Origin of the sequence: Xylanibacter ruminicola 23, assembly GCF_000025925.1 — a bacterium.
Lineage (GTDB): Bacteria > Bacteroidota > Bacteroidia > Bacteroidales > Bacteroidaceae > Prevotella > Prevotella ruminicola.
Genome location: NC_014033.1, coordinates 1,934,424 through 1,956,182 on the forward strand (window position 1 = coordinate 1,934,424; position 21,759 = coordinate 1,956,182).

Annotated in this window: 21 protein-coding genes and 1 pseudogene; 11 read left to right on the forward strand and 11 right to left on the reverse strand. The window is 49.0% G+C overall.

Annotation, left to right across the window (positions count from 1 at the left end):
• Window positions 1–25: 25 nt before the first annotated feature.
• Both PRU_RS16300 and PRU_RS08330 read right to left on the reverse strand, forming a co-directional pair.
• Complete coding sequence (locus tag PRU_RS16300) at window positions 26–127, reverse strand: DUF6486 family protein (protein WP_224083041.1); 102 nt, start codon at window positions 125–127, stop codon at window positions 26–28.
• Between the two features lie 73 nt (window positions 128–200).
• Window positions 201–635: an HU family DNA-binding protein gene (locus PRU_RS08330; RefSeq protein ID WP_013064717.1), complete on the reverse strand. Its 435-nt coding sequence runs from the start codon at window positions 633–635 to the stop codon at window positions 201–203.
• 178 nt (window positions 636–813) lie between these two features.
• Here PRU_RS08330 and PRU_RS16305 point away from each other — a divergent pair.
• The 5 genes and pseudogenes from PRU_RS16305 to PRU_RS08350 all read left to right on the forward strand — a co-directional run.
• Window positions 814–930: pseudogene (locus tag PRU_RS16305) on the forward strand (zeta toxin); the annotation flags it as partial.
• Between the two features lie 20 nt (window positions 931–950).
• Window positions 951–1,136 carry a hypothetical protein gene (locus PRU_RS08335; protein WP_041385982.1) on the forward strand — a complete coding sequence of 62 codons (186 nt, stop codon included), beginning with the start codon at window positions 951–953 and terminating at the stop codon, window positions 1,134–1,136.
• Between the two features lie 323 nt (window positions 1,137–1,459).
• Window positions 1,460–2,209, forward strand: coding sequence for a polyprenol monophosphomannose synthase (locus PRU_RS08340; protein WP_013063502.1), 750 nt, complete (start codon window positions 1,460–1,462; stop codon window positions 2,207–2,209).
• A 19-nt stretch (window positions 2,210–2,228) separates the two neighbouring features.
• Window positions 2,229–2,990, forward strand: a complete 762-nt coding sequence (locus tag PRU_RS08345; protein WP_013064415.1) for a lysophospholipid acyltransferase family protein — start codon at window positions 2,229–2,231, stop codon at window positions 2,988–2,990.
• On the forward strand, window positions 2,987–3,922 hold the full coding sequence (locus PRU_RS08350) for a metallophosphoesterase (protein ID WP_013064307.1): 936 nt from the start codon (window positions 2,987–2,989) through the stop codon (window positions 3,920–3,922). Before PRU_RS08345 ends, PRU_RS08350 begins: the two co-directional genes overlap by 4 nt.
• Before the next feature lie 10 nt (window positions 3,923–3,932).
• Here PRU_RS08350 and PRU_RS08355 read toward each other — a convergent pair whose 3' ends face one another.
• The 5 genes from PRU_RS08355 to PRU_RS08375 all read right to left on the reverse strand — a co-directional run bounded on the left by PRU_RS08355 (window position 3,933) and on the right by PRU_RS08375 (window position 7,647).
• Entirely contained in the window at window positions 3,933–4,748 is an 816-nt protein-coding gene (locus tag PRU_RS08355; RefSeq protein WP_013063100.1) for a vitamin B12 dependent-methionine synthase activation domain-containing protein, read from the reverse strand.
• Window positions 4,745–6,076, reverse strand: coding sequence for a dihydroorotase (locus PRU_RS08360; RefSeq protein ID WP_013063137.1), 1,332 nt, complete (start codon window positions 6,074–6,076; stop codon window positions 4,745–4,747). The genes PRU_RS08355 and PRU_RS08360 overlap by 4 nt, the downstream gene beginning before the upstream one ends.
• A complete protein-coding gene (locus PRU_RS08365) occupies window positions 6,042–6,815 on the reverse strand; it encodes a DUF4369 domain-containing protein (RefSeq protein ID WP_013063767.1) in 774 nt (257 codons plus the stop codon). Before PRU_RS08365 ends, PRU_RS08360 begins: the two co-directional genes overlap by 35 nt.
• A 90-nt stretch (window positions 6,816–6,905) precedes the next feature.
• Entirely contained in the window at window positions 6,906–7,304 is a 399-nt protein-coding gene (locus PRU_RS08370) for a hypothetical protein (protein WP_013063039.1), read from the reverse strand.
• Window positions 7,288–7,647: an FtsB family cell division protein gene (locus tag PRU_RS08375; RefSeq protein ID WP_013065368.1), complete on the reverse strand. Its 360-nt coding sequence runs from the start codon at window positions 7,645–7,647 to the stop codon at window positions 7,288–7,290. The genes PRU_RS08370 and PRU_RS08375 overlap by 17 nt, the downstream gene beginning before the upstream one ends.
• Before the next feature lie 144 nt (window positions 7,648–7,791).
• On the opposite strand from PRU_RS08375, the gene PRU_RS08380 reads away from it, so the two are divergent.
• Entirely contained in the window at window positions 7,792–9,597 is a 1,806-nt protein-coding gene (locus PRU_RS08380; RefSeq protein ID WP_013064648.1) for a DNA polymerase III subunit gamma/tau, read from the forward strand.
• A gap of 30 nt (window positions 9,598–9,627) precedes the next feature.
• On the opposite strand, the gene PRU_RS08385 is transcribed toward PRU_RS08380, so the two are convergent.
• Genes PRU_RS08385 through PRU_RS08395 form a run of 3 tightly spaced genes read right to left on the reverse strand, consistent with a single transcriptional unit; the run spans window position 9,628 to window position 13,315 of the window.
• Window positions 9,628–9,984: a response regulator gene (locus PRU_RS08385; RefSeq protein WP_013063336.1), complete on the reverse strand. Its 357-nt coding sequence runs from the start codon at window positions 9,982–9,984 to the stop codon at window positions 9,628–9,630.
• 11 nt (window positions 9,985–9,995) lie between these two features.
• Window positions 9,996–11,477, reverse strand: coding sequence for a D-xylose transporter XylE (gene xylE / locus PRU_RS08390; RefSeq protein WP_013065642.1), 1,482 nt, complete (start codon window positions 11,475–11,477; stop codon window positions 9,996–9,998).
• Between the two features lie 2 nt (window positions 11,478–11,479).
• Window positions 11,480–13,315: a sensor histidine kinase gene (locus PRU_RS08395; RefSeq protein ID WP_013065040.1), complete on the reverse strand. Its 1,836-nt coding sequence runs from the start codon at window positions 13,313–13,315 to the stop codon at window positions 11,480–11,482.
• 161 nt (window positions 13,316–13,476) lie between these two features.
• Between PRU_RS08395 and PRU_RS08400 the strand changes: the two genes are divergently transcribed.
• Together PRU_RS08400 and PRU_RS08405 are read left to right on the forward strand one after the other, a co-directional pair.
• Window positions 13,477–15,486 (forward strand): alpha-L-arabinofuranosidase C-terminal domain-containing protein, encoded by a 2,010-nt coding sequence (locus PRU_RS08400; protein ID WP_013063036.1) that lies wholly within the window; start codon window positions 13,477–13,479, stop codon window positions 15,484–15,486.
• 164 nt (window positions 15,487–15,650) lie between these two features.
• The gene (locus PRU_RS08405; RefSeq protein WP_041385984.1) at window positions 15,651–16,625 is read left to right on the forward strand and encodes a hypothetical protein; all 975 of its coding nucleotides are present in this window, start codon (window positions 15,651–15,653) and stop codon (window positions 16,623–16,625) included.
• 3 nt (window positions 16,626–16,628) lie between these two features.
• Here the strand turns inward: PRU_RS08405 and PRU_RS08410 are convergent, their stop codons facing one another.
• Entirely contained in the window at window positions 16,629–17,474 is an 846-nt protein-coding gene (locus PRU_RS08410) for a hypothetical protein (RefSeq protein WP_013064891.1), read from the reverse strand.
• Between the two features lie 121 nt (window positions 17,475–17,595).
• Between PRU_RS08410 and PRU_RS08415 the strand changes: the two genes are divergently transcribed.
• The 3 genes from PRU_RS08415 (at window position 17,596) to PRU_RS08425 (ending at window position 21,753) form a co-directional block, all read left to right on the forward strand.
• A complete protein-coding gene (locus PRU_RS08415; RefSeq protein ID WP_013063902.1) occupies window positions 17,596–19,932 on the forward strand; it encodes a mechanosensitive ion channel domain-containing protein in 2,337 nt (778 codons plus the stop codon).
• A gap of 96 nt (window positions 19,933–20,028) precedes the next feature.
• Window positions 20,029–20,793, forward strand: coding sequence for a 3-deoxy-8-phosphooctulonate synthase (gene kdsA / locus PRU_RS08420; protein WP_028907204.1), 765 nt, complete (start codon window positions 20,029–20,031; stop codon window positions 20,791–20,793).
• A gap of 9 nt (window positions 20,794–20,802) precedes the next feature.
• On the forward strand, window positions 20,803–21,753 hold the full coding sequence (locus tag PRU_RS08425; RefSeq protein WP_013065130.1) for a KpsF/GutQ family sugar-phosphate isomerase: 951 nt from the start codon (window positions 20,803–20,805) through the stop codon (window positions 21,751–21,753).
• Window positions 21,754–21,759: the final 6 nt, after the last annotated feature.

Here is a 21,759-nt window from a genome sequence, read left to right on the forward strand (position 1 = left end):
ACGATTTCTTCGACAAGCGAAGCGTTTACACGATTTGTACGCCCGAGGCAGCTGCTCCTGCCGCTCCTAACAAGGCGGTGATTACTGCCACCACGATCTTCGCAATCGTCCTCCAGTTCTTCATCATAATTCCTCCTTTCTTAATTTTTACATTATTACATTTTTACATTTTAATAAGGCTGGGGCCGAAGCCCCAAACCTTAATCCCCGATGGGCTCGTGGCTGCCACCGCCGTTACCACCGTTGCTTGGCTGGGTGTTGCCACCGTTGCCACCACCGTTGCTACCGCTGTTAGCGGGCTTAGTGGTGTCGACATCGTTCTTTGGCGCCTCCTGCACACTGCAACCAGTGATGAAGGTCTTCTGACGCAGACCACTGCCATCGGTCTTTACCTCGGGCTGAAACAGCACGTGCAAGCCTTTGATGTTCTTGCTGATGCTGAAGTCAGCAGCGCTGTCAGCGCCCTCGCCACGGATACCGATCTTAAACGATCCAAAGCCATTCAGCTTCACGCGCTTAGAATCCTGTAACTGGTCGGCCATCGTCTCGATGAGCTCAGAGATCACAGCCACGATATCGGCCTTTTTCAAGGTACAGTTACGCTGCATGATAGCGGCCAGCATCTCCGTATCCACGGTCTGGGTAATCCAATCGTGCGCCCATAGCCAGGAAAGCAGCCCAACAAATTGATCCTGGGCTTAGATAATTAGTTGTTGTGTTAGCTACTTCGGTCATTCCGGAATGCAAAAGTAACAAAAATATTTGAAACTTTAAATACTTCTTCGTATCTTTGCCGCAGAAATGGAGAATAAGCTATTCTTTTGGTTGAACTCACCCGAATTAGCAAAATTACGTGTATCAGAACGAGTTGCTAATGGTGGTCATAATATCCCTCAAGATGTAATTAGTAGAAGATATGTCGCAGGTATTATACTTAAAAATGCAGAGTTATGTCAAATAAAGAAATACAGGAATTTAACGAGAAATTGCGTCGTGGCTTAGAGCTGGCTGAGAAAAGGATGCTTCAAGAAAAAGCTCTAAGAAATCAGGATGTAGTGGTTTGCGGAGCCGACCAGGTTATACGCCGTATACCTGCCAAACAGGTAATAGCCGATAATCCTATTTTTCAGGATTAGAAGTAACTAACAGTACAAATGAAACTAAAAACATGATGAGATTAATGGTGGTATGCTGATTATAGATTATGGCATGGCTGCTGATGGGCCTGGATATTACTTCAAAAAGATAATACCAACATTTTCTACATTTGAAAATTAAATAAAACAACAATAACCATACAAAGAAAAACGAGTTTTCCTTTGGTATTTCGCTCGCTTATTCGTATATTTGAACTCCGTTCGAAGATAGGCTGCACCTCGGAAATACAAAGAAAAACGAGTTTTCCTTTGGTATTTTGCTCACTTATTCGTATCTTTGCCACCGATTTAAATGAGAATATATGAAGCAAAGCGATAGTATAGTTATCATACCAACCTATAATGAGAAGGAGAATATCGAGAAGATTATACGCGCGATATTCGGGTTGGAGAAGAGTTTCCATATACTGGTGATCGACGATGGATCGCCTGATGGTACGGCTGCCATTGTGCGTAGCCTGATGTCCAATGAGTTTGGCGGACAGCTGCACCTGGTGGAGCGTAGCGGCAAACTGGGACTGGGAACAGCTTACATTGCCGGATTTAAGTGGGCACTGGAGCGCGACTACGAATACATATTTGAGATGGACGCCGACTTTAGTCACGACCCGAACGACTTGCCACGACTGTATGCGGCCTGCAAAGACGAGGGCTACGATGTGGCTATCGGTAGCCGTTACGTGAGCGGTGTGAACGTGGTTAACTGGCCTATCGGACGTGTGCTGATGAGTTACTTTGCATCGAAATACGTGCGCTTGGTAACGGGCTTTAACGTACACGACACCACTGCAGGATTTAAGTGCTACAAGCGCCGTGTGCTGCAGACCATCGAACTGGATAAGATCCGATTCAAGGGCTATGCCTTCCAGATAGAAATGAAGTACACTGCCTACAAGATTGGCTTTAAGATCAAGGAGGTGAGCGTGATATTCGTGAACCGACAGGAGGGCGTGAGCAAGATGAGCGGTGGCATATTCGGCGAGGCATTCTTTGGCGTGATGAAACTGCGCTGGGACGGATGGACGAGACGATATCCGAAAATTGAAAATTGACCATTGAACATTGAACATTATGCTTAAGATACTATATAGAATCTACCAGTTTATTGTTTGTTTGCCGGGAATAGTGCTGATGACGATGATTACAGCACTCGAGGTGGGCATTGGTACCACCATAGGCAATGGCCACTTCTGGGGCTACATGCCTGGCCATATATGGGGAAAGATTATCCTCAAGATGTTTCTGATACCGGTAAAGGTGGAGGGGCGCGAACATCTGGAAAAGAACCAGAGCTACGTGTTTGTGGCCAACCATCAGGGTTCGTTCGACATATTCCTGATTTACGGACATCTGAACCGCAACTTTAAGTGGATGATGAAACAGGCGCTGCGCAAGGTGCCATTCTTAGGCTATGCGTGCGAAAAGAGTCACCAGATATTTGTGGACAAGCGCGGACCCAGCAAGATACGTAAGACCTACAACGATGCACGTGAGATACTGAAGGAGGGCTACAGCGTAACGGTATTCCCAGAGGGTGCACGCTCGTTTACCGGGCATATGGGCGTATTCAGAAAGGGCGCCTTTGCACTGGCCGACGAACTGCAGTTGCCGGTAGTACCACTCACCATCAACGGATCGTTCGACATCCTGCCACGCATGAAGGGCTTTAACTTTGTGAACTGGCATCCGATGACGCTGACCATACACGAGCCTATCTACCCCGTAGGACAGGGTCCTGAGAACGTAGAGGCAACGCTGCGACAGGCGTACGACTCGGTAATGTCGGCACTCGCCCCTAAATACCAGGGCTTTGTAGAGAATCCCGATCAATGATTATCATCCGATTTATCATCATCACGGTGCTATTTGTGATAGCACTTACTGCCGTCAGCATCTGGGCCTATAAGCGCCGACAGAAGCTGGTGATGGCAGGTGCTGCCGTGGTGTGGTATATTGCGCTGTACGGCACCTTTATCGGCTTCCAGAAGCTGGAAGTGAACCATCAGACATATACATCGGCCGAGCTGCCGAAGGCTTTCGACGGCTACAAGATAGTGCTCTTTTCGGATGCGCACGTGGGCAGCTACACGGGGCGCAACGAGTGGCTGCTGCAAAGGGCGGTTGACTCGATAAATGCACAGAAGCCCGACATGATTGTGTTTACTGGCGACCTGCAGAACGTGGATCCGCAGGAGATAGCCGAACACCTGAGCACACTGAGCCAGCTGAAGGCTAAGGACGGCGTGTACAGCGTGCTGGGCAATCACGACTACGATAAGTACTTGCTACAAAAGGATGGGCTTGACACGCAGCCTTGCCGCGAAACCATCGCTCTGGAGAAGCGCATGGGCTGGCACCTGCTGCAGAACGAGAACTGCACCATTAAGCGCGGCAACGACAGCTTGACGATAGCGGGCTTGGATAATGATGGCGACGGCAAGCGATTTCCACAGCGAGGCGACGTAAAAAAGGCGTTGCAAGGGGCTACACCATTTGTAATCATGCTGGAGCACGACCCGAGTGGATGGCGACGCAAGATACTGCCCGATGGGCGCGCACAACTGACCCTGAGCGGACATACGCACAACATGCAGTTTGCACTGTTTGGTTGGGCGCCGATGAAGTTGACGGGCAAAGAGATTAACGGCTGGTACGAGGAAGGTAGTCAATCGCTGTTTGTAACGGCAGGCTTAGGGGGATTGATTCCGTTCCGCTTTGGTGCCACAGGGGAGATCGTGGTGATTACATTAAACATTAAACATTAAACATTAAACATTAAACATTTAACCACTTTCTTAGGACTTCGGCGGGAACGGCACGGCGGCGGGCGTAATCCTGTAACTGATCTTCGCCGATTTTACCAATGGCAAAATAACGGGCTTTTGGGTTGGATATCATCATGCCACTCACACTGGCATGGGGCTTCATGGCACCGCTCTCGGTAAGGCGGATGCCAATCTGTTTCATATCCAATATCTCATCTAACAGGAAATTCAAACTGGTATCGGGCAACGAAGGATAGCCCACAGCGGGACGGATACCCTGGAACTTCTCGACGAGCATATCCTCTATGCTCAGGTTCTCATCCTTGGCATAGCCCCAATACTCCTTACGTACCTGTTCGTGCAGGCGCTCGGCAGCGGCTTCGGCCAAACGGTCGGCTAGCAGCTGGGTGAGCATCTTCTGATACACATCGCCATCAAAATCGGTCTCTAAGCCAATATCAACAGTAGTGGCGAACAAGCCTAGTTTGGATGCCTTGGGCGAAATAAAATCGGCTAAGCACATAAACGGGGGATTGCCTTGCTGCTGGCGCAGACAGGGGATGGTGGCTACACGCACGGGGTGCTTAACGCCACAATCGGGGCACAGCTGGGTGCGGTAAATCTCGATATCATCATCCTGACTACGGGCATCGAACAGCTCGAAGACGGCATGCATCTGATACTGGGCATCCAGCTCCTGCAACTTGGCAAGGGCTTCGGCGTGCATACGCTGCTTCTCGGCCTCTTCCTTTACCTGCCAGGCAAAGTAGTAGTACACCCAGTTGATATAGGGCACCAGCTCGGATATGCGGTAGGTAATCTTCATCTAAACTGAACGGGTTGACCGATATAGTTGGTATCTACAACGCCATCCTTGTAAACGGTATGACCATTGCAAAGCGTCTGCTCAACACGCCACAGGTAGGTGTGGTTCTCCATCGGACTCCAACCGCACTTGCTCTGGATGATGTCCTTGGTTACAGTCCATGCGGCATTAGGACGCACAATCACGATGTCGGCCTGATAACCTTCGCGCAGATAGCCACGGTTACGCACACCGAACAAATCGGCTGGGCGATGGCACATCAGCTCAACCAAACGCTCGATGGTGAGCACACCTTTATCAACCAACTCAAGCATGGTTACCAACGAGAACTGCAGCATGGGCATGCCACTGGCAGCCTTACAGCAACCACCCTCTTTCTGTTCTAACAGGTGGGGAGCATGGTCGGTACCAATCACTGCGATACGTCCATCGGCCACAGCCTGACGCAGCGCATCGCGATCGGCTGCCGACTTGATGGCTGGGTTGCACTTGATACGGGTGCCTAAAGCGTTGTAATCGCGATCGCAGAAGTAGAGGTGACTTGGTGTCACCTCACAGGTGATGGGTGATGGGTGTGGGGTGTGGGGGATTAGCTCTAACTCCTTGGCCGTAGTGAGGTGGGCAATATGCAGATGGGCATGGTGCTTCAGGGCCAGCTCTACAGCCAGTTTGGTGCTCTGATAGCAGGCCTCAACGCTACGAATCTCGGGGTGATGGGTTACCTTAGGGTCGTCGCCATACAGGCGCTTAGCCTCGGCCATATTGCGGTTAATAATGTCGGTATCTTCGCAATGTACCATGATAGGCATCTGGGCGGTAGAGAAAATCTTCTCTAAAGCCTCACGACGATCTACGAGCATGTTACCCGTTGAACTACCCATGAAGAGCTTGATGCCAGGAATACGATGCACATCGAGTTGCGAAAACAGATCGACATTATCGTTGGTGGCACCGAAAAAGAAACTATAGTTGACGTGACTTTTCTGAGCGGCCAGCTTAAACTTTTCGTCGAGGGCCTCGAGGGTGGTAGTCTGCGGTACGCAGTTGGGCATATCAAAGTAGGTGGTAACGCCACCTGCTGCTGCTGCCCTACTCTCGCTATCGATATCGGCCTTGGCAGTTAAGCCTGGCTCACGAAAGTGCACATGATCATCAATCAGACCGGGAAGTACGAAACATCCCGAAGCATCAATCACTTCGTCGAATGATGCGTTCGGGATGGTGTTTCCTTCTACAATCTTAGTTATCTTAGAATCTTCGACGATGACAGAACCGTCGAATTTGTTGGCGTCGTTAACGAGCGTTCCGTGTAGAATCAGGCGTTTCATTGTTTTCTTGAGCTGGTGCTGGAGTGGGTTGTACATCTTCAACAAGTCCGTTCTGACGAGCCTGAATCTCGTTAGCTACCTGGTAGTACTGCTTCACGTAAGGATCGGCCTTGAACTTCTTGGTAGCCTTGCTCATAATATCCTCGATCTGGGGAGTAAGGATAGGATACTGGTAGCTGCCAGTAATCATCATAAACACACCAGGACCCAGTACATTATCAAAGTTATCGACAATGAAGTTGGTAACGAGCGAATCCTCCTGCATGGCGATGCGATTGGCCTCGGCAGAGAGCTGACGGTTGATGACGTTCTCGTCGATACCCTCGAGCAGCATCTGACTCTGCTTGTGCGAGAGTTCGTTGAGCTCGTTGCCCAGCTGATCGTGACGCTTCATAAACTCGTAGAGTTTCTCGTTGAGAGGTGAACCGCTAACGGTACGATTGGTATTGTCGATATGTATCTCGATATCGCCCTGCTCAATCACAACAGGCATCATGAGTGGCTCATCGTCCATATACAGACTGGCCATCTTGATGGTGTCGAGCAAACCGGCGAATTTAAATTTTCCATGTACAACATCGCACGAGTCGAGATTCTTCAACTCGTCGTTGACCATTGTTTTGAGGTAAAGCTTACTTCCATCGAGTGCCGACACAGAGGTTGAGCCCTGAATGTTGTATGATTCAGCACACGATGCGAAAGTTACTGCTGTTAGTAATGCGTAGAATATCTTGTTCATAACATATTGTTTTCGGCCGCGAAATTACAACTATATATTGAGGTATGAAAATAATTTTGCGCATTTTAAAACAAATGCGCAATCTTTTAATTATTTTTTTGCCTCTTTTTCGAGTTCACTACCAATTCGGTGCATAGAATAAAGCTGCAACAGAGCGGCAATCAGGAGCACTATTACCCATTTGTTATACACATATTCTATATAGGTAATATAGCTCAAGCCTAAAAAGTTGCCTTTGCTGGCAAACATGAGCAGGGCTGCCACCAGGAACAACACATCGCTGAGCAGCATCATGCGGCGCAGGCGACGGATGGTGAAGTTCTGACCCTCGTAACGCTGCTGCATCTGCATAGAGCTGAAGCCCAGAGCGCCGATGGCAAAAATATAAGGGGCACTGCCCCACCCTAATAATGTAGTACCGGCTCCAACAGCCATTAATATACCGCCAAACAGAAAGATGGCGGTTTGCAGTTTATTCAACTCTTTCATTAGTCTCTAACGGTTTTACATCGCGATCATCATCGCTCAATACAAATATATCTTCATCGTCGGCCTTCATGAAGTAGCGTTCGCGCGCTATCTTCTCGATAGCCTTGGGATTACGGTCTAACTCCTTGATCTGAGCCTGATCGCGGTTGAAATCAGCTTCGAACTGATCCTTCTCCTCTGTGAGCTCGGCAATACGCTGACGGTTCTTGAAATGACTCCAAAGACTGTTGTCGTCGAGGAAACCTACCAGCAGCACACCTACAATACAAACCACGGCATACTTGAAGTAAACCGAGCGCCACACCTGCAGTGCATAAGCCTTAATACTCAACAAAACTTTCATAAGCTCATCAATTTGCCTGCAAAGTTACATTTTTTTAGGCACGAATTACGCGAATTACACGATTTTTTTTATTATTTCGTGTTAATTCGTGCAATTCGTGCCTAATTTTCACTATCTTTGCACCAAGAAATTAAATTGAGCAATATGGAATATATCGTTTCGGCCAGAAAATACCGTCCGCTGAGCTTTGATACAGTGGTAGGTCAAGCGGCCCTCACTACTACACTGAAGAACGCAGTGAAGAGTGGGAAGCTGGCTCATGCCTATCTGTTCTGCGGACCGCGTGGTGTGGGTAAAACCACCTGCGCACGTATCTTTGCCAAGGCCATCAACTGCCAGCACCCTACGGCTGAGGGCGAGGCTTGTAATGAGTGTGAATCGTGCCAGAGCTTTAACGAGCAGCGATCGCTGAACATCTTTGAGCTCGACGCCGCATCGAACAACTCGGTTGAGCACATCAAGACCCTGATGGAGCAGACACGCATTCCACCGCAGTTGGGCAGGTATAAGGTGTTTATCATCGACGAGGTACACATGCTCTCAACAGCCGCCTTCAACGCATTCCTGAAGACGCTGGAGGAGCCACCTGCACACGTGATATTCATTCTGGCCACCACCGAAAAGCATAAAATACTGCCTACCATCCTGAGCCGTTGCCAGATATACGACTTTGAGCGTATGACCATACGCAACACCATCGACCACCTGAAGCATGTGGCCGAGCAGGAAGGCATTACCTACGAGGAGCAGGCATTGGCAGTGATTGCCGAGAAGGCTGATGGCGGTATGCGCGACGCCCTCTCTATCTTCGACCAGGCAGCATCGTTCTGTCAGGGCAACATCACCTACGAGAAGGTGATTGAGGACCTGAACGTGCTGGATAGCGAGAACTACTTTAAGATTATCGACCTGGCCATAGATAATAAGGTGAGCGACATTATGGTGCTGCTGAACGGCGTAATTAACAAAGGCTTTGACGGCGGACTGCTGATTCAGGGTCTGGCTAAGCATGTGCGTAACGTGCTGATGGCACGCGACCCACAGACACTGCCACTGCTGGAGGTGAGCGACCAGATGCGAGCACGCTACGAGGAGCAGGCAAAAAAATGCCAGATAACATTCCTGTACGACGCGCTGAAGCTGATGAACCAGTGCGATATTAACTACCGCCAGTCGAGCAACAAGCGCCTGCTGGTAGAGCTCACACTGATTGAGATAGCCCAGATAACACAGCCAGCGGAGGACGGCGCGAGTGCGGGGCGCAAGCCCCGACGACTGAAATCCCTGTTTAAGAACATGATTCAGCAACAGAAGCCCAAGAACGCAGCCCCACAGGTAGCTGCGGCTAAAGTTGCTGTATCGGCTGCTGCAGCTGTTACTGCAGAAGCAACTGGCGAAAGCCAGACGGCTGGCACCACTGCCAGCGAGGCAAGCACTACAAGCAATGCCAAGCCCAAGCTATCGCTGGGTGGCATCGGCTTTTCATGGAAGAAACTGCGCCAGCAGGATAATGGACCGCAGAAGGGCGGCATGCAGATCATCCCAGGATCGATTAACATGCCTACCGGACAGGATGCCGTTACCGATGCACAGTTTACACAAACCGATCTGGAATTCCAGTGGATGGCCATGTGTAACCGTATGCCACAGAAACTGAGCGGTATTGCTACCCGCATGAAGAACATGAACCCTGAGATAACAGAGTTTCCTACGGTTGAGGTAGTGGTGGATAACGAGCTGATCAAGCAAGAGATTGAGGATATCCAGAAGAGCATTGCCAAAACACTGCAGGTATATCTGCACAACAACCAGATACAGATAACTGTTCGTGTAGCCGAACAAACGGAACACGTGAAGATACTATCACGACGCGAACAGTTTGAACAGATGGCAGAAAAAAATGCTGCCGTAGCAAAGCTACAGCAGGCATTTGATTTAGAATTGGCTTGAGTCATTCCGACTCAAGCCTTTTTCTTTCTATTAATCTCCAAGCAGTTTCTTAAGCAGCGCCATGCACTCATCGCGATTAACGGGCTTTGAGAGGAAGCCGCAGCATCCAGCCTGTTCGGCAGCTGTACGGTCGCTATCAAAAGCATTGGCCGTAAGGGCTACAACAGGCAGCTCGGGATGCTTCTCCTTAATCTGGCGAGTGGCCTGCAAGCCGTCCATGACAGGCATCTTAATGTCCATCAGTACCAGATCGTAAGCATTGGCATCAACCATCTCAACTGCAATCTGACCGTTCTTGGCACGTTCAAACTCAAAATCCTTCTTAAGCAGATACGTCATCAGTACGTAATTGCTGTCATTGTCTTCAGCTACTAAAATCTTTTTCATGTGTCAAAAAGTTATTTGTTAGTGAGTTTATCTTTCCACATCTTACTCATATCCTCGAGTGTCTTACCCTTGGTCTCAGGCACAAGGCGCCATACAAACAGGGCTGCCACTACGCAGATAATGCCATAGAGTCCGTAAGTGAACCAGTGACCAAAGTCGTCGCCCTCACTCAGGTGCATGTTGAACATGGGCACGAACGATGAGCTGACGATGAAGTTTGAAATCCACTGGAATGCCACAGCAATAGCTACAGCACCACCACGGATGGTGTTGGGGAAAATCTCGGCAATGAGCACCCAGGTGATGGGGCCCCATGAGAACATGAACGAAGCCGAATATACCAACAGCGATGCAGCTGTAAGCATCTCGAGTCCGGCATGTCCGAAGGTAACTGCCACACCAAAGGCACCAAGTGCCATACCCAACGAACCGCTAATCAACAAAGGCTTACGTCCCCACTTCTCGACGGTGAACACAGCCACCAGGGTGAACGTAATATTAATAATACCCATAAATACAGTAAGAATCATGGGGTTATCCATTCCCATATCACCAAAGATACGTGGTGCATAGTAAAGCACGGCATTGATACCTACAGCCTGCTGGAATACTGAGAGCATGATACCCACAAAGATGCAGAGCGCACCGTAGGTGAGCAGCTTCTCGGTCTTAACAACCATGGTATCCTTGATATCCTGCAGAATCTGCTGAGCCTTGGCTGTACCGTTGATCTTAGCCAGAATACCCTCGGCCTTCTTATCCTCGCCAATAGAAACAAGGTAACGTGGAGTTTCGGGTACAAAGCAGATGAGCAGTGCAAACAAGCCTGCAGGTACAGCCTCGCTACCAAACATATAGCGCCAACCGGTAGTAACTGTCCACTGTGCAGCAGGGGTAATCTCGGCAATCTGCTTACCGATATCCTCAACCAGTGGCTGCAGGTGGTCGCCCAGGATAAAGAAGTTAACGAAGTAAACTACCAGCTGACCGAAGATAATGGCAAACTGGTTCCAGCTTACAAGCATACCACGGATATTTGAAGGGGCAACCTCGCCGATGTACATAGGACAGATGGCCGAAGCCAGACCTACACCGATACCACCGATAACACGGTAGAAGTTGAACATCAGAGCCAGTGTGTAAGTGGGCTGACCGTACTCGAAGAACAGGAACTCAGGGTCCATTGAGCCGAGTGCTGAGATAAAGAACAGCAAACCGGCAACGATAAGCGACTTTTTACGTCCCAGGTTAGTGGCCAGGAATCCAGAGATGGCAGAACCGATGATACAGCCGATGAGGGCAGAGGCAGAGGTAAAACCATGCCAGCCGTCGGTGTAATCAAAATCCTGCGCTGTTTTGAAAAACGCCTGTAATCCCTTTTCTGCACCGGATATAACAGCAGTGTCGTATCCGAACAGCAGACCGCCAAGTACGGCGACCATCACGATTGAAATGAGGTAGGCCTTGCTACCTTGTTCTGTTTGTTGATTCATAACTAATTATTTGTTTTAAGTTTAATTGGCAAACTGAGTGTAAAGGTGGTTCCAGCCGCAGAGGTCTGATCGAGCACAAGTGTGCCACCTAACTTGGCCACGGTTTCGTGGCAGTAGGCCAGTCCCAGTCCTAATCCTTCCTTGAATTCATCTACCTTGGTAAAGCGGTTGAAGATGGTACCAATCTTATCCGACGGAATACCACAACCGGTATCCTCGATAGTGAAGTGGAAGTAGTTCTTATCTTTGCTGAGTATAAGACGGATATAGCCGTCGTCGGTAAACTTAGCCGAGTTCTCAAGAATGTTGCCCAACATCTGCAGCAAGCTGTCGCTGTTGGTGGTGAGCGTCTTGCTATGACCTTCGGCCTGATCTACCAGTTCCAGGCTCACACGGTCGGGATTAACTGGTGGCATGGCACTCAGGGCCTTGTGGCAGATATCAAGGGCATCGGTTTCCTCTACATCCTTCAGCAGGTCCTTGGTATGCTCATTAGCCAAAGCCAGCATCTTGTTAACCAACGATGTAATCTGACGGGTGTTCTTACCGATGGTGTCAGCCAGACTTTGACGCTCCTCGGGCTCAAACTCGGCATTAGGCTCCATCAGCACTTGGGTAAAGCCATTGATGATGTTGAGCGGGGTACGTATCTCGTGACTCACACTACGGATAAAATCGGTTTTCATCTCATCGGCTGCAGCCACCTGCTTATAAGCGCGTTTCAATTCCTTGTTCTTGGTGAGCAGCATCTCCTGGTAGCGGCGGCGACCATAGATCGATAAGGCCAGCGCAACTATCAGCATCAAGGCCAGCACCATGGCTATCACCAATACGATGTTCATGATACGGGCAGCCTTCTGCTTCTGGTTCAACAGGAACATCTCCTCTTCCTGATTCTGGATGTTCTCGGCTATAATCACACCTGTGATAGAGTCGCGGGTATGCATCAGCTCACGCTGCAACAGGAAAGCCTTATCCGTATTGCCTAAATAAGTATAGATATCGCAACTTACCAGATAGCGCTCTTTCAGGTTGGACAGATTCTCTACCTCGGCTAAGGCTGCCTGGGCATTGCCATTGAGCAGCGTTTGATAGATACGGGCATAGGGCAGGAAGATGTCGCCCTGAGGATTGGCATTCTTGGCATCCGACTGCTCGGCCAGAGCGATATACTTATGAAAATCGGCGTACCTGCGCTTTTTAAACATCACGATGGCCTTCATGGCATAGGCATCGGTCAGTCCACGCCAATAGTCCTTCTGATCCTTATTGCGTGCCAGCTCCTCTAAGTCCTTATCAAGCCATTTCAGCGTTTCTGCACTATTGTTATTAAGCTGTATGTGCGCCATACCTAAGTACAGGAAGCTCAGTCCGTCCTTCTCGTACTTGGTACCTTTAATCAGCTCGATAGCCTTCTCAAACTCTTTCAGGGCACCAGGAATATTTCCACAGGCATTATACACATGACCTAACATCTTGGGCGCCAGATACTGCTCGTCCTTAGCCACATCACGACGGCGTACCAGGTCGTCCTTCATGGTGTTGGCAATATGGTAGGCATCGTGAATATTCAAGCGGTCGAGATTATACATCACACCGCATACCCACGAGTCGTAATAGCCGGTATTGTCCTTACATTCTATGCAATGAGCCTGATAAGCCCAGCAAGCTGCATACACCTTATGAGAGTCGTCCTGAGAGCAGGCGGCCCACATCGCATCGCGCAGCTTGCTATGCTTAGCCGTGTCGTTACAAAAGTCAGTCTGAGACACCGCAGGCAACGTAACCAACAGTGTAGCAGTACATAAGATATATTTAGCCCAATGGTTCAAAGTCATTCTAAATAGGTTTATTTGGAAAATCCTCCGCAAAAGTAACGTTTTTCTGCGAAATCGCCAAACTTTTTCGGGCATAAAATGTTATTTTTCGTATAAACTACACTAATATCAGAATTTTTATGTATTTTTGTGCCCGCTGACAACTAATTACAAAACGAGATATGAAACATTTATCAACAATCCTGCTGCTTGCAGCCAGTATGAGTGCTGGAGCGCAGACTCACGTTCTCGACGTGAACACCAAGAAATTAGGGGCACCCGTACAGCCCACTATGTACGGTATCTTTTTCGAGGATATCAACTATGCGGCTGATGGCGGACTGTATGCCGAACTGGTGATGAACCGCTCGTTTGAGTACCCCAACCACTTTGCCGGATGGGATGTATCGGGCAACGTAACCATCAAGGACGACGGACCCTTTGAGCGTAATCCTCACTACGTACGTATGGCGCCTACAGGTCATGGCGACAAGCACTCGATGATTGAGAATCGCGGATTCTTCGGCATGGGTGTTAAGGGCGGTCAGGAGTACCGTCTCTCGCTTTGGGCCCGTGTACCTGATGGCGGTAAGGCCAAGCTGTGGATTGATCTGGTTGACAATGCCACCATGGGCGAAGACCAGAAGCTGTGCAACGCTGGCGTAGAGGTTAGCGGCAGCGAGTGGAAGAAGTACACAGCCACACTGAAGCCAAAGACTACCTTTGCCAAGGCGCACCTGCGCGTATGGGCAGATAGCAAGGTAACCACCGATGTAGAGCATGTAAGTCTGTTCCCAACCGACACCTGGAAGGGTCGCGAGAACGGCATGCGCAAGGACTTGGCTCAGGCCCTGTTCGATATGCACCCAGGCGTATTCCGTTTCCCTGGTGGCTGTATCGTTGAGGGTACCGATTTGGCTACACGTTACCAGTGGAAGAACACTGTAGGTCCCGTTGAGAACCGACCACTGAACGAGAACCGCTGGCACTATACATTCACCAACCGTTACTTCCCTGATTACTATCAGAGCTACGGTCTGGGATTCTTTGAGTTCTTCCAGCTGTGCGAGGACTTTGGTTCAGAGGCACTGCCAGTCATCTCATGCGGACTCTCTTGTCAGTTCCAGAACCCTGATCCTACCAAGCCTGGTGTACACGTAGCACTCGAGGATCTGGAGCCATATATCCAGGATGCACTCGACCTGATTGAGTTTGCTAACGGTCCTGCCGACAGCAAGTGGGGTAAGGTGCGCGCCGAGATGGGCCATCCAGAGCCATTCAACCTGAAGTATCTGGGTGTAGGTAACGAGCAGTGGGACTACGACGAGGCACATGGCGGTTTTGGACCTGTGTTCACAGCACGCCTGAAGAAGTTCAGCGATGCCATCCGTAAGAAGTATCCAAACATCAAGCTCATCGGTACCACAGGTCCTAACTCAGAGGGTTGGGATTTCGACCTGCTGCAGCCTCGTATGAAGGAGCTGAAGGTTGACCTGTACGACGAGCACTACTATCGCAACGAGGAGTGGTTCCTGAGCCACGGACTGCGTTACGACTCATACGACCGCAAGGGTCCAAAGGTATTTGCTGGCGAGTATGCCTGTCACGGCAGCAACAAGCACAAGTGGAACCACTACTATACATCATTGCTGGAGGCTGCCCACATGACCGGTATCGAGCGTAATGCCGACATCGTACACATGGCTACCTATGCCCCACTCTTTGCACACGTTGAGGGTTGGCAGTGGCGTCCAGACGCTATCTGGTACGACAACCTGCGCATGTTCAAGTCGGTTAGCTACTATGTTCAGCAGCTCTATGCCATGAACAAGGGTACCAACGTACTGAAGCTGACAATGGACAAGAAACCTGTAGCAGGTCAGCCTGGTCAGGACGGTCTGTTTGCATCGAGCGTATGGGATGCTGCCACAGGCGAGGTGATTGTGAAGGTAGTAAACACTGGCGATCAGACACAGCCCGTTAGCATTCAGCTGCAGGGCATCAAGGGTGCACGTACAGCCAACACCATCACACTCTGTCACGATGGTATGGACGACGAGAACACCCTGGATCAGCCCGAGAAGATTATCCCTCAGCCAGGCACATGCCAGGTAGAGGCAGGCAAGCAGGCTGCGGTTATCAACGATAATCTGCCAGCTAAAAGCTTCCGCATTTACAAGATTAAAAAGTAATCAAGTATATCGCAACATCATCAAGAGTCCCGCTAAACAGCGGGATTCTTTTTTATATATACGGGCGCGCGTTCAGTTAAATATTCTAAAATAGTGGTATAACATACAGAAAATTAGTAATAAAATATGTAATTTTGCAGGTTGAAAACATGTTATACAACTATATGGATAAGAAAGAAATTATTAGCATTTGTACAAAAGTAGTGGCTGGAATTCTGGTTACAGTCGGCATCTTTGCTGTAGTACCCATGATTATGCTGGCCATGGACATTATCGGTGTAAGAATGGCTCCAGAGGGAATGGAACTGCCATTTACATTCAAGAAACTTGGACTTGACGCAATGGAAGCTAGCAACCCAGGCGTACTTACAACTTACGTATTTACACTCGCAACAACATTGCTGGCTGCTATCTATGCCCTGCTGCACGCTATCGGCAGAGCTACATTCAACATTGCACCCATGAAGCGTATTGAGCAGATTGCAGTAGGTGCCATCTTCGTGGTATCACTCTGCGTATTGCTGCCCACTACCAAGCGTATTTTCGATGCTACAGAGAAGGCCCTGGTACCTCAGGATGAGGATCGCAACACCTATATGGGCACACAGATGGATGAGTTTAGCAAGAACTACTTGATTAAGAACGGTTGGACTCTGGTTAAGCACGAGCACTGTAACGACAACTACGTACGTAAGGGCGAGTACTACACAGGCGACACCGAGCACGCATATCTGGATGCTTGGAACCCTGCAGGACAGCAGGTTTACCACGCAGAGAAGCGCATGCCTGTTGAGCCTGGTACATACCGCATAATCTGTAGCGCACGTGCCGAGGGTAACGGCTGTTACATCTTTGCAACTACAACCAGCAAGAAGAGCGGTCTGAAGCTTGTTGAGGTTCCTCACTATGGCAACAGCGGTGGTGAACTGTGGGAGAATGCTCCTGAGGGTTCAGACATCAAGGAGGCCAACAACGGCGAGGGCTTTGGCTGGAGCAAGGTAGTAGTTACCATCGAGGTGAAGGACGATGATACACTGGTATTCGGTGTGACAACCGATAAGAGCTTCACTGGAAAAGCCTACAACTCAAAGTGGTTCTCAGCAGCCGACTTCGAGGTTGAGCGCCTGAACATGAACTAATGATTAAGAGTCCTGATGATAGGTTATCAAACCTTCTAAGGGACTCTTTAATATAGTACCCAAATGATAGCCTAGTGTTTGCAGCACTAGGCTTAATTGTGCCTGATAGTACCAAGCGATACTGCCTACAAACGATACGGGCAGTTCGGGACGACCATAGCGAGAAAGATGCAGATTTACAAAATCACTGAAAGCGCTGTAAACCATCTCACGGATACCATCATCGTCGAGATGGCGATGAATAAACTCAGAGAATGAAGCCAGGAAACGATTAGGCTGTGGCTGACGGTAAACCTTATCAATAATATCCGACAATTTGAGTTTTGTTTCCTGTTCAAACATATTACGCACACGCTGCGACAGAACGCCTGTATAGATGTCGTGAATCAAATGCTTACCTAACACAGCACCACTACCCTCATCGCCAATAATATAGCCCAGAGCGGGGGTGTTGTGAACAATCTTATGACCATCGTAAACACACGAGTTTGCACCTGTTCCAAGAATACATGCTATACCCGAAGTACGACCGCACAAGGCACGGGCAGCGCCTAACATATCGCTATGAGCCTCGATGGTTTGAGCCGCAGGGAATGCCTCACGCAGCAAACCTGTTACACGCTCCTCAACCTCAGGGCGCACACCACTACCATAAAAATATACATCAGTAATCTCTACATCACCCAACTGGGTAAGCAGGTCGCGCACAAGCACCTGACGGAACTCGTCGTCTGACATATGGAAAGGATTCAGACCCACGGTATGGGCCTCAACAGGTTGAATAGAGTTATCGGCATTAATACAAACCCAATCGGTCTTTGTACTGCCACTATCGGCTATCAGTTTCATAACTAAGCAATGTTAAAGCGTTCATTTTGGTGCAAAAGTAACAAAAAATTTGGAGAACTTGCAGAAAATAAAGAAAAAAAGAGTAATTTTGCAAGCAGAATAAAAAGAACTTTAGCTGATTATGAAAAGATTATTGGTATTTTGTATATTCGCATTGGCCATCGTTTCCGAGGCTGGCGCGGTACTGAAGGAGAAGGATCTGGAACAGACGTTGGGTATTCTGCGTACTGAACTGAAGCAATACAACAACGAACTGGACCGACGTTCGACAGCACGCAGGGATCGCGCCAAACGACTGATACAGCAGTTGATGGGCACCATGAAGCGAGCCGACCAGAACGCACTGATGCTGTACTCGCAGCAGCAGGATAATGTGTTCGACCTGACTTATGCCTGTCATGAGGCCACACAGCAGTATCGCGATTTTCATAGACAGCAACTGCCTTTTACCAGTTTCCTGGAGAAAACCGAGGGTGAGATTGTCAGATACGACAGTCTGATAAACCATCTGCAAGGTATCCCTACACGCATTATGACCAAATATGGTACCAGCAATCGCGACTCTTGTCTGGTACTGGCCCAGAGCATCCGTGAGAAACTGGAGGTGAACGCCAATATACTGCGTAGAAACATCTATCTGTACACAAAAGCCGAAAACCGTTTGAGCGAGCTGAACGAGTACGCCCAGAAACGCTATTCGGACATACAGCAGAGCATATTCATTAATGGTGGCGACAGCTACCCCACCCTGCTAAAGAACTTAGGTCGCCGATGGCAACAGATGACCGACAACATACAGAAAAAGTACAGCTTTAATGCCAATGCCAACTCACAATGGAGTCCGCAGTGGATATTCGGTATGTTCCTGGGTATCGTGTTCTACGTCATCGTATCTATCATACTCAACCTGCTGTTCTTCAAGTTCATACTCCCCAACAAGGTAAAGACCGAGGAGTTCAAGAAAAAGCGTGTATGCATTATCATGGCTACCACTACGGTAACCTTTGCCATCATACAGGGACTGGTAATCAACAACTCTAATCAGAACTTCCTGATTATGGCCTCTGGACTGCTGGTAGAGTACTCGTGGCTGCTGGGCGTGGTATTATTCTCGTTGCTTCTGCGTGTGAAAGGCGACCAGATAAAGAGCGCCTTCCGTATCTACGCACCATTGATTGCAGTAGGATTCATAGTTATCGGATGTCGCATCATCCTGATTCCTAACGAGCTGGTAAACCTGGTACTGCCTCCTATCCTGCTGCTGTGTGCACTGTGGCAATGGCTGGTAATACGTCGACACAATCAGAACATTCCACGTAGCGACATCTTTTACACATACGTATCGCTCATCGTGTTCGTAGCTTCGGTAGTATGCTCGATGATAGGTTACACGCTGTTTGCCGTACAGCTCATCATCTGGTGGATTATGCAGCTCACATGTATCCTCACCATCACCTGTATCAGTCGTTACCTGGAGATATACGCTAAGCGTAAACGACTGACCGACAAGCCCATAACGCAGACGTGGTGGTACTATCTGGTTGAAAAAGTGGCCATGCCTGTACTGGGTGTACACTCCATCCTGCTGAGTATCTACTGGGCAGCCAAGGTGTTCAACCTCACGGATATGTGTGTAAGAATATTCATGTACCCTGTTATCGATACGCCTAACCTGCAGATATCGCTGGTAAAACTGATTATGGTGATTAACTCGTGGTTCCTGTTCCGTTACGTATCCAAGACTATTCTGGCATTCCTGAAGATGCACTATCAGATAAGCGATCCATCTACAGCCGCCAGCAAGGAGGTGATGGGACGCAACGTAATACAGGTGCTGGTATGGGGCATCTGGCTGATGTTCTCGCTATCGCTGCTTAACATCAGTATCTACTGGATGCTTGCCCTGGGAGGCGGCTTATCAACAGGTATCGGTTTCGCCTCGAAAGATATCATCGAGAATATCTACTATGGCGCCTCGCTGATGGCAGGACGCATAAAAGTGGGCGACTGGATTGATGTGGATGGTACCATGGGTAAGGTGGTATCTATCAGCTACACCTCAACGGTGATAGAATCAATTCAGGGTGAGGTGATTACCTTCCAGAACGCCCAGTTGTTCACTAAAAATTACAAGAACCTGACGCGTAATCATGGTTATGTGCTCACCACTATCCCATTCGGTGTGGCCTATGGCTCGAACCTGAAAGAGGTAACCAACTTGGTTGAAGCAGCTGTAAACGCCATGCACAACCAGTATATCGATCCTGAGAAACAGGCCAAGTGCGTGGCTACCGAAATGGCCGACTCGAGCGTGAACTTCAAGCTGGCTATCTGGGCCGAGGCTCCTAAGCGCACATACGTTACCAGCGAGGTACTTAAGTGCGTTTACGACACGCTGAACGAGCATCACATCTCGATCCCATTCCCACAGCACGATGTACACATAATCAAAGGATAAAAAGTTGTAATTTCCGTATAATCCGTAGGCAAAACTAAAATTATTAATAAATAATTTGGCGGATTTAGAGAAAATGCGTATTTTTGCAGCATAATTATGAGCAAAATGACAACTATCATAGCAGGACCTTGCGTTATCGAGTCGGCAGAACTGCTCGACACGGTAGCGCAGGAATTGGTGAGTATCAATAAAACACATGGTACCGACATCATCTTCAAAGCCTCGTTCGACAAGGCTAACCGTACATCGATTACCTCATTCCGTGGCCCAGGCATCGACCGTGGACTGCAGATGCTGGCAGATATCAAGTCGAAGTACGGCTTGCGTATTCTGACTGATATTCACGAGAGCTGGCAGGCTAAGCCCGTTGGCGAGGTATGCGACGTGATTCAGATACCGGCTTTTCTGTGCCGACAGACCGATCTGATTGTTGCTGCAGCCAAGACAGGTGCAGTAGTAAACATCAAGAAAGCCCAGTTCCTTTCGGGTAAGGATATGGTTTACCCTGTAGGTAAAGCCAAGGACGCAGGTGCCAAGGAGGTTTGGTTGACAGAACGTGGCAACATGATGGGCTACAACAACCTGGTGGTTGACTTCCGTAACATCCCTGACATGCTGGAGATTGTACCAACGGTTATCATGGACTGTACACATAGTGTTCAGCGCCCAGGTGGCAGTGATGGTAAGACTGGTGGCGATCGCCGTTTTGTACCACAGATGGCATTGGCTGCCAAGGCCTTTGGTGCCACAGGTTACTTCTTCGAGGTACACCCCACTCCCGATCAAGGCCTCAGCGATGCAGCCAACATGTTAGAACTCGCCAACTTCGAGCCCCTGGTAAAGAAGCTGATTGAAGATTAAAGGATTAAAATGAAGACTACAAGAGATATCGCAATACAATGTATTAAGGACGAGGCGGAGGCAGTGCTGAGTCTGATTCCACAGCTGGACGAGAACTTCGACAAGGCTGTAGAGCTGATTCTGAACTGCAAAGGCAAGGTAATCGTAACAGGCGTGGGCAAGAGCGGCCATATCGGTGCCAAGATTGCAGCCACCCTGTCGAGCACAGGCACCCCATCGTTCTTTACAAACCCTCTGGATGTATTCCACGGCGACTTAGGTGTAATGACACAGGACGACGTGGTACTAGCCATATCAAACTCAGGTCAGACAGACGAACTGCTGCGTTTCATCCCCATGGTACTGCACATGCAGATACCTATCATCGGCATGAGCGGCAACCCCAAATCGTTGTTGGCCAAATATTCTACCTATCACCTGAACGTTCAGGTTGAGAAAGAAGCTTGTCCACTGAATCTGGCTCCTACCAGCAGTACCACAGCACAGCTGACGATGGGCGATGCGCTAGCCATTGCCTTGATGGAAAAGCGTAACTTCCAGCCACGCGACTTTGCTCAGTTCCACCCTGGTGGCGAGCTTGGTAAGCGCTTGCTGACAACGGCTCAGGATGTGATGCGTACAGAGGACATGCCTGTATTGCCACCAGAGATGCATCTGGGCGAGGCCATCATCTTAGTGAGCAAGGCCAAGTTAGGTCTGGGTATCGCGATGGTGAACAACGAGATTGTTGGTCTGATTACCGATGGTGACATCCGTCGCGCTATGGAGAAATGGCAGGCCCAGTTCTTCGATCGTACCGTGAGCGACATTATGACACGTACGCCAAAGATGGTAAAACCTGATACAAAGATAACAGAGATTCAACGAATCATGAACCAATACAAAGTACACTCAGTACTTGTTACCGATGGCGAAAACCACCTGCTAGGAGTGGTTGACCATTACTCGTGCATGATTTAGTGAAGA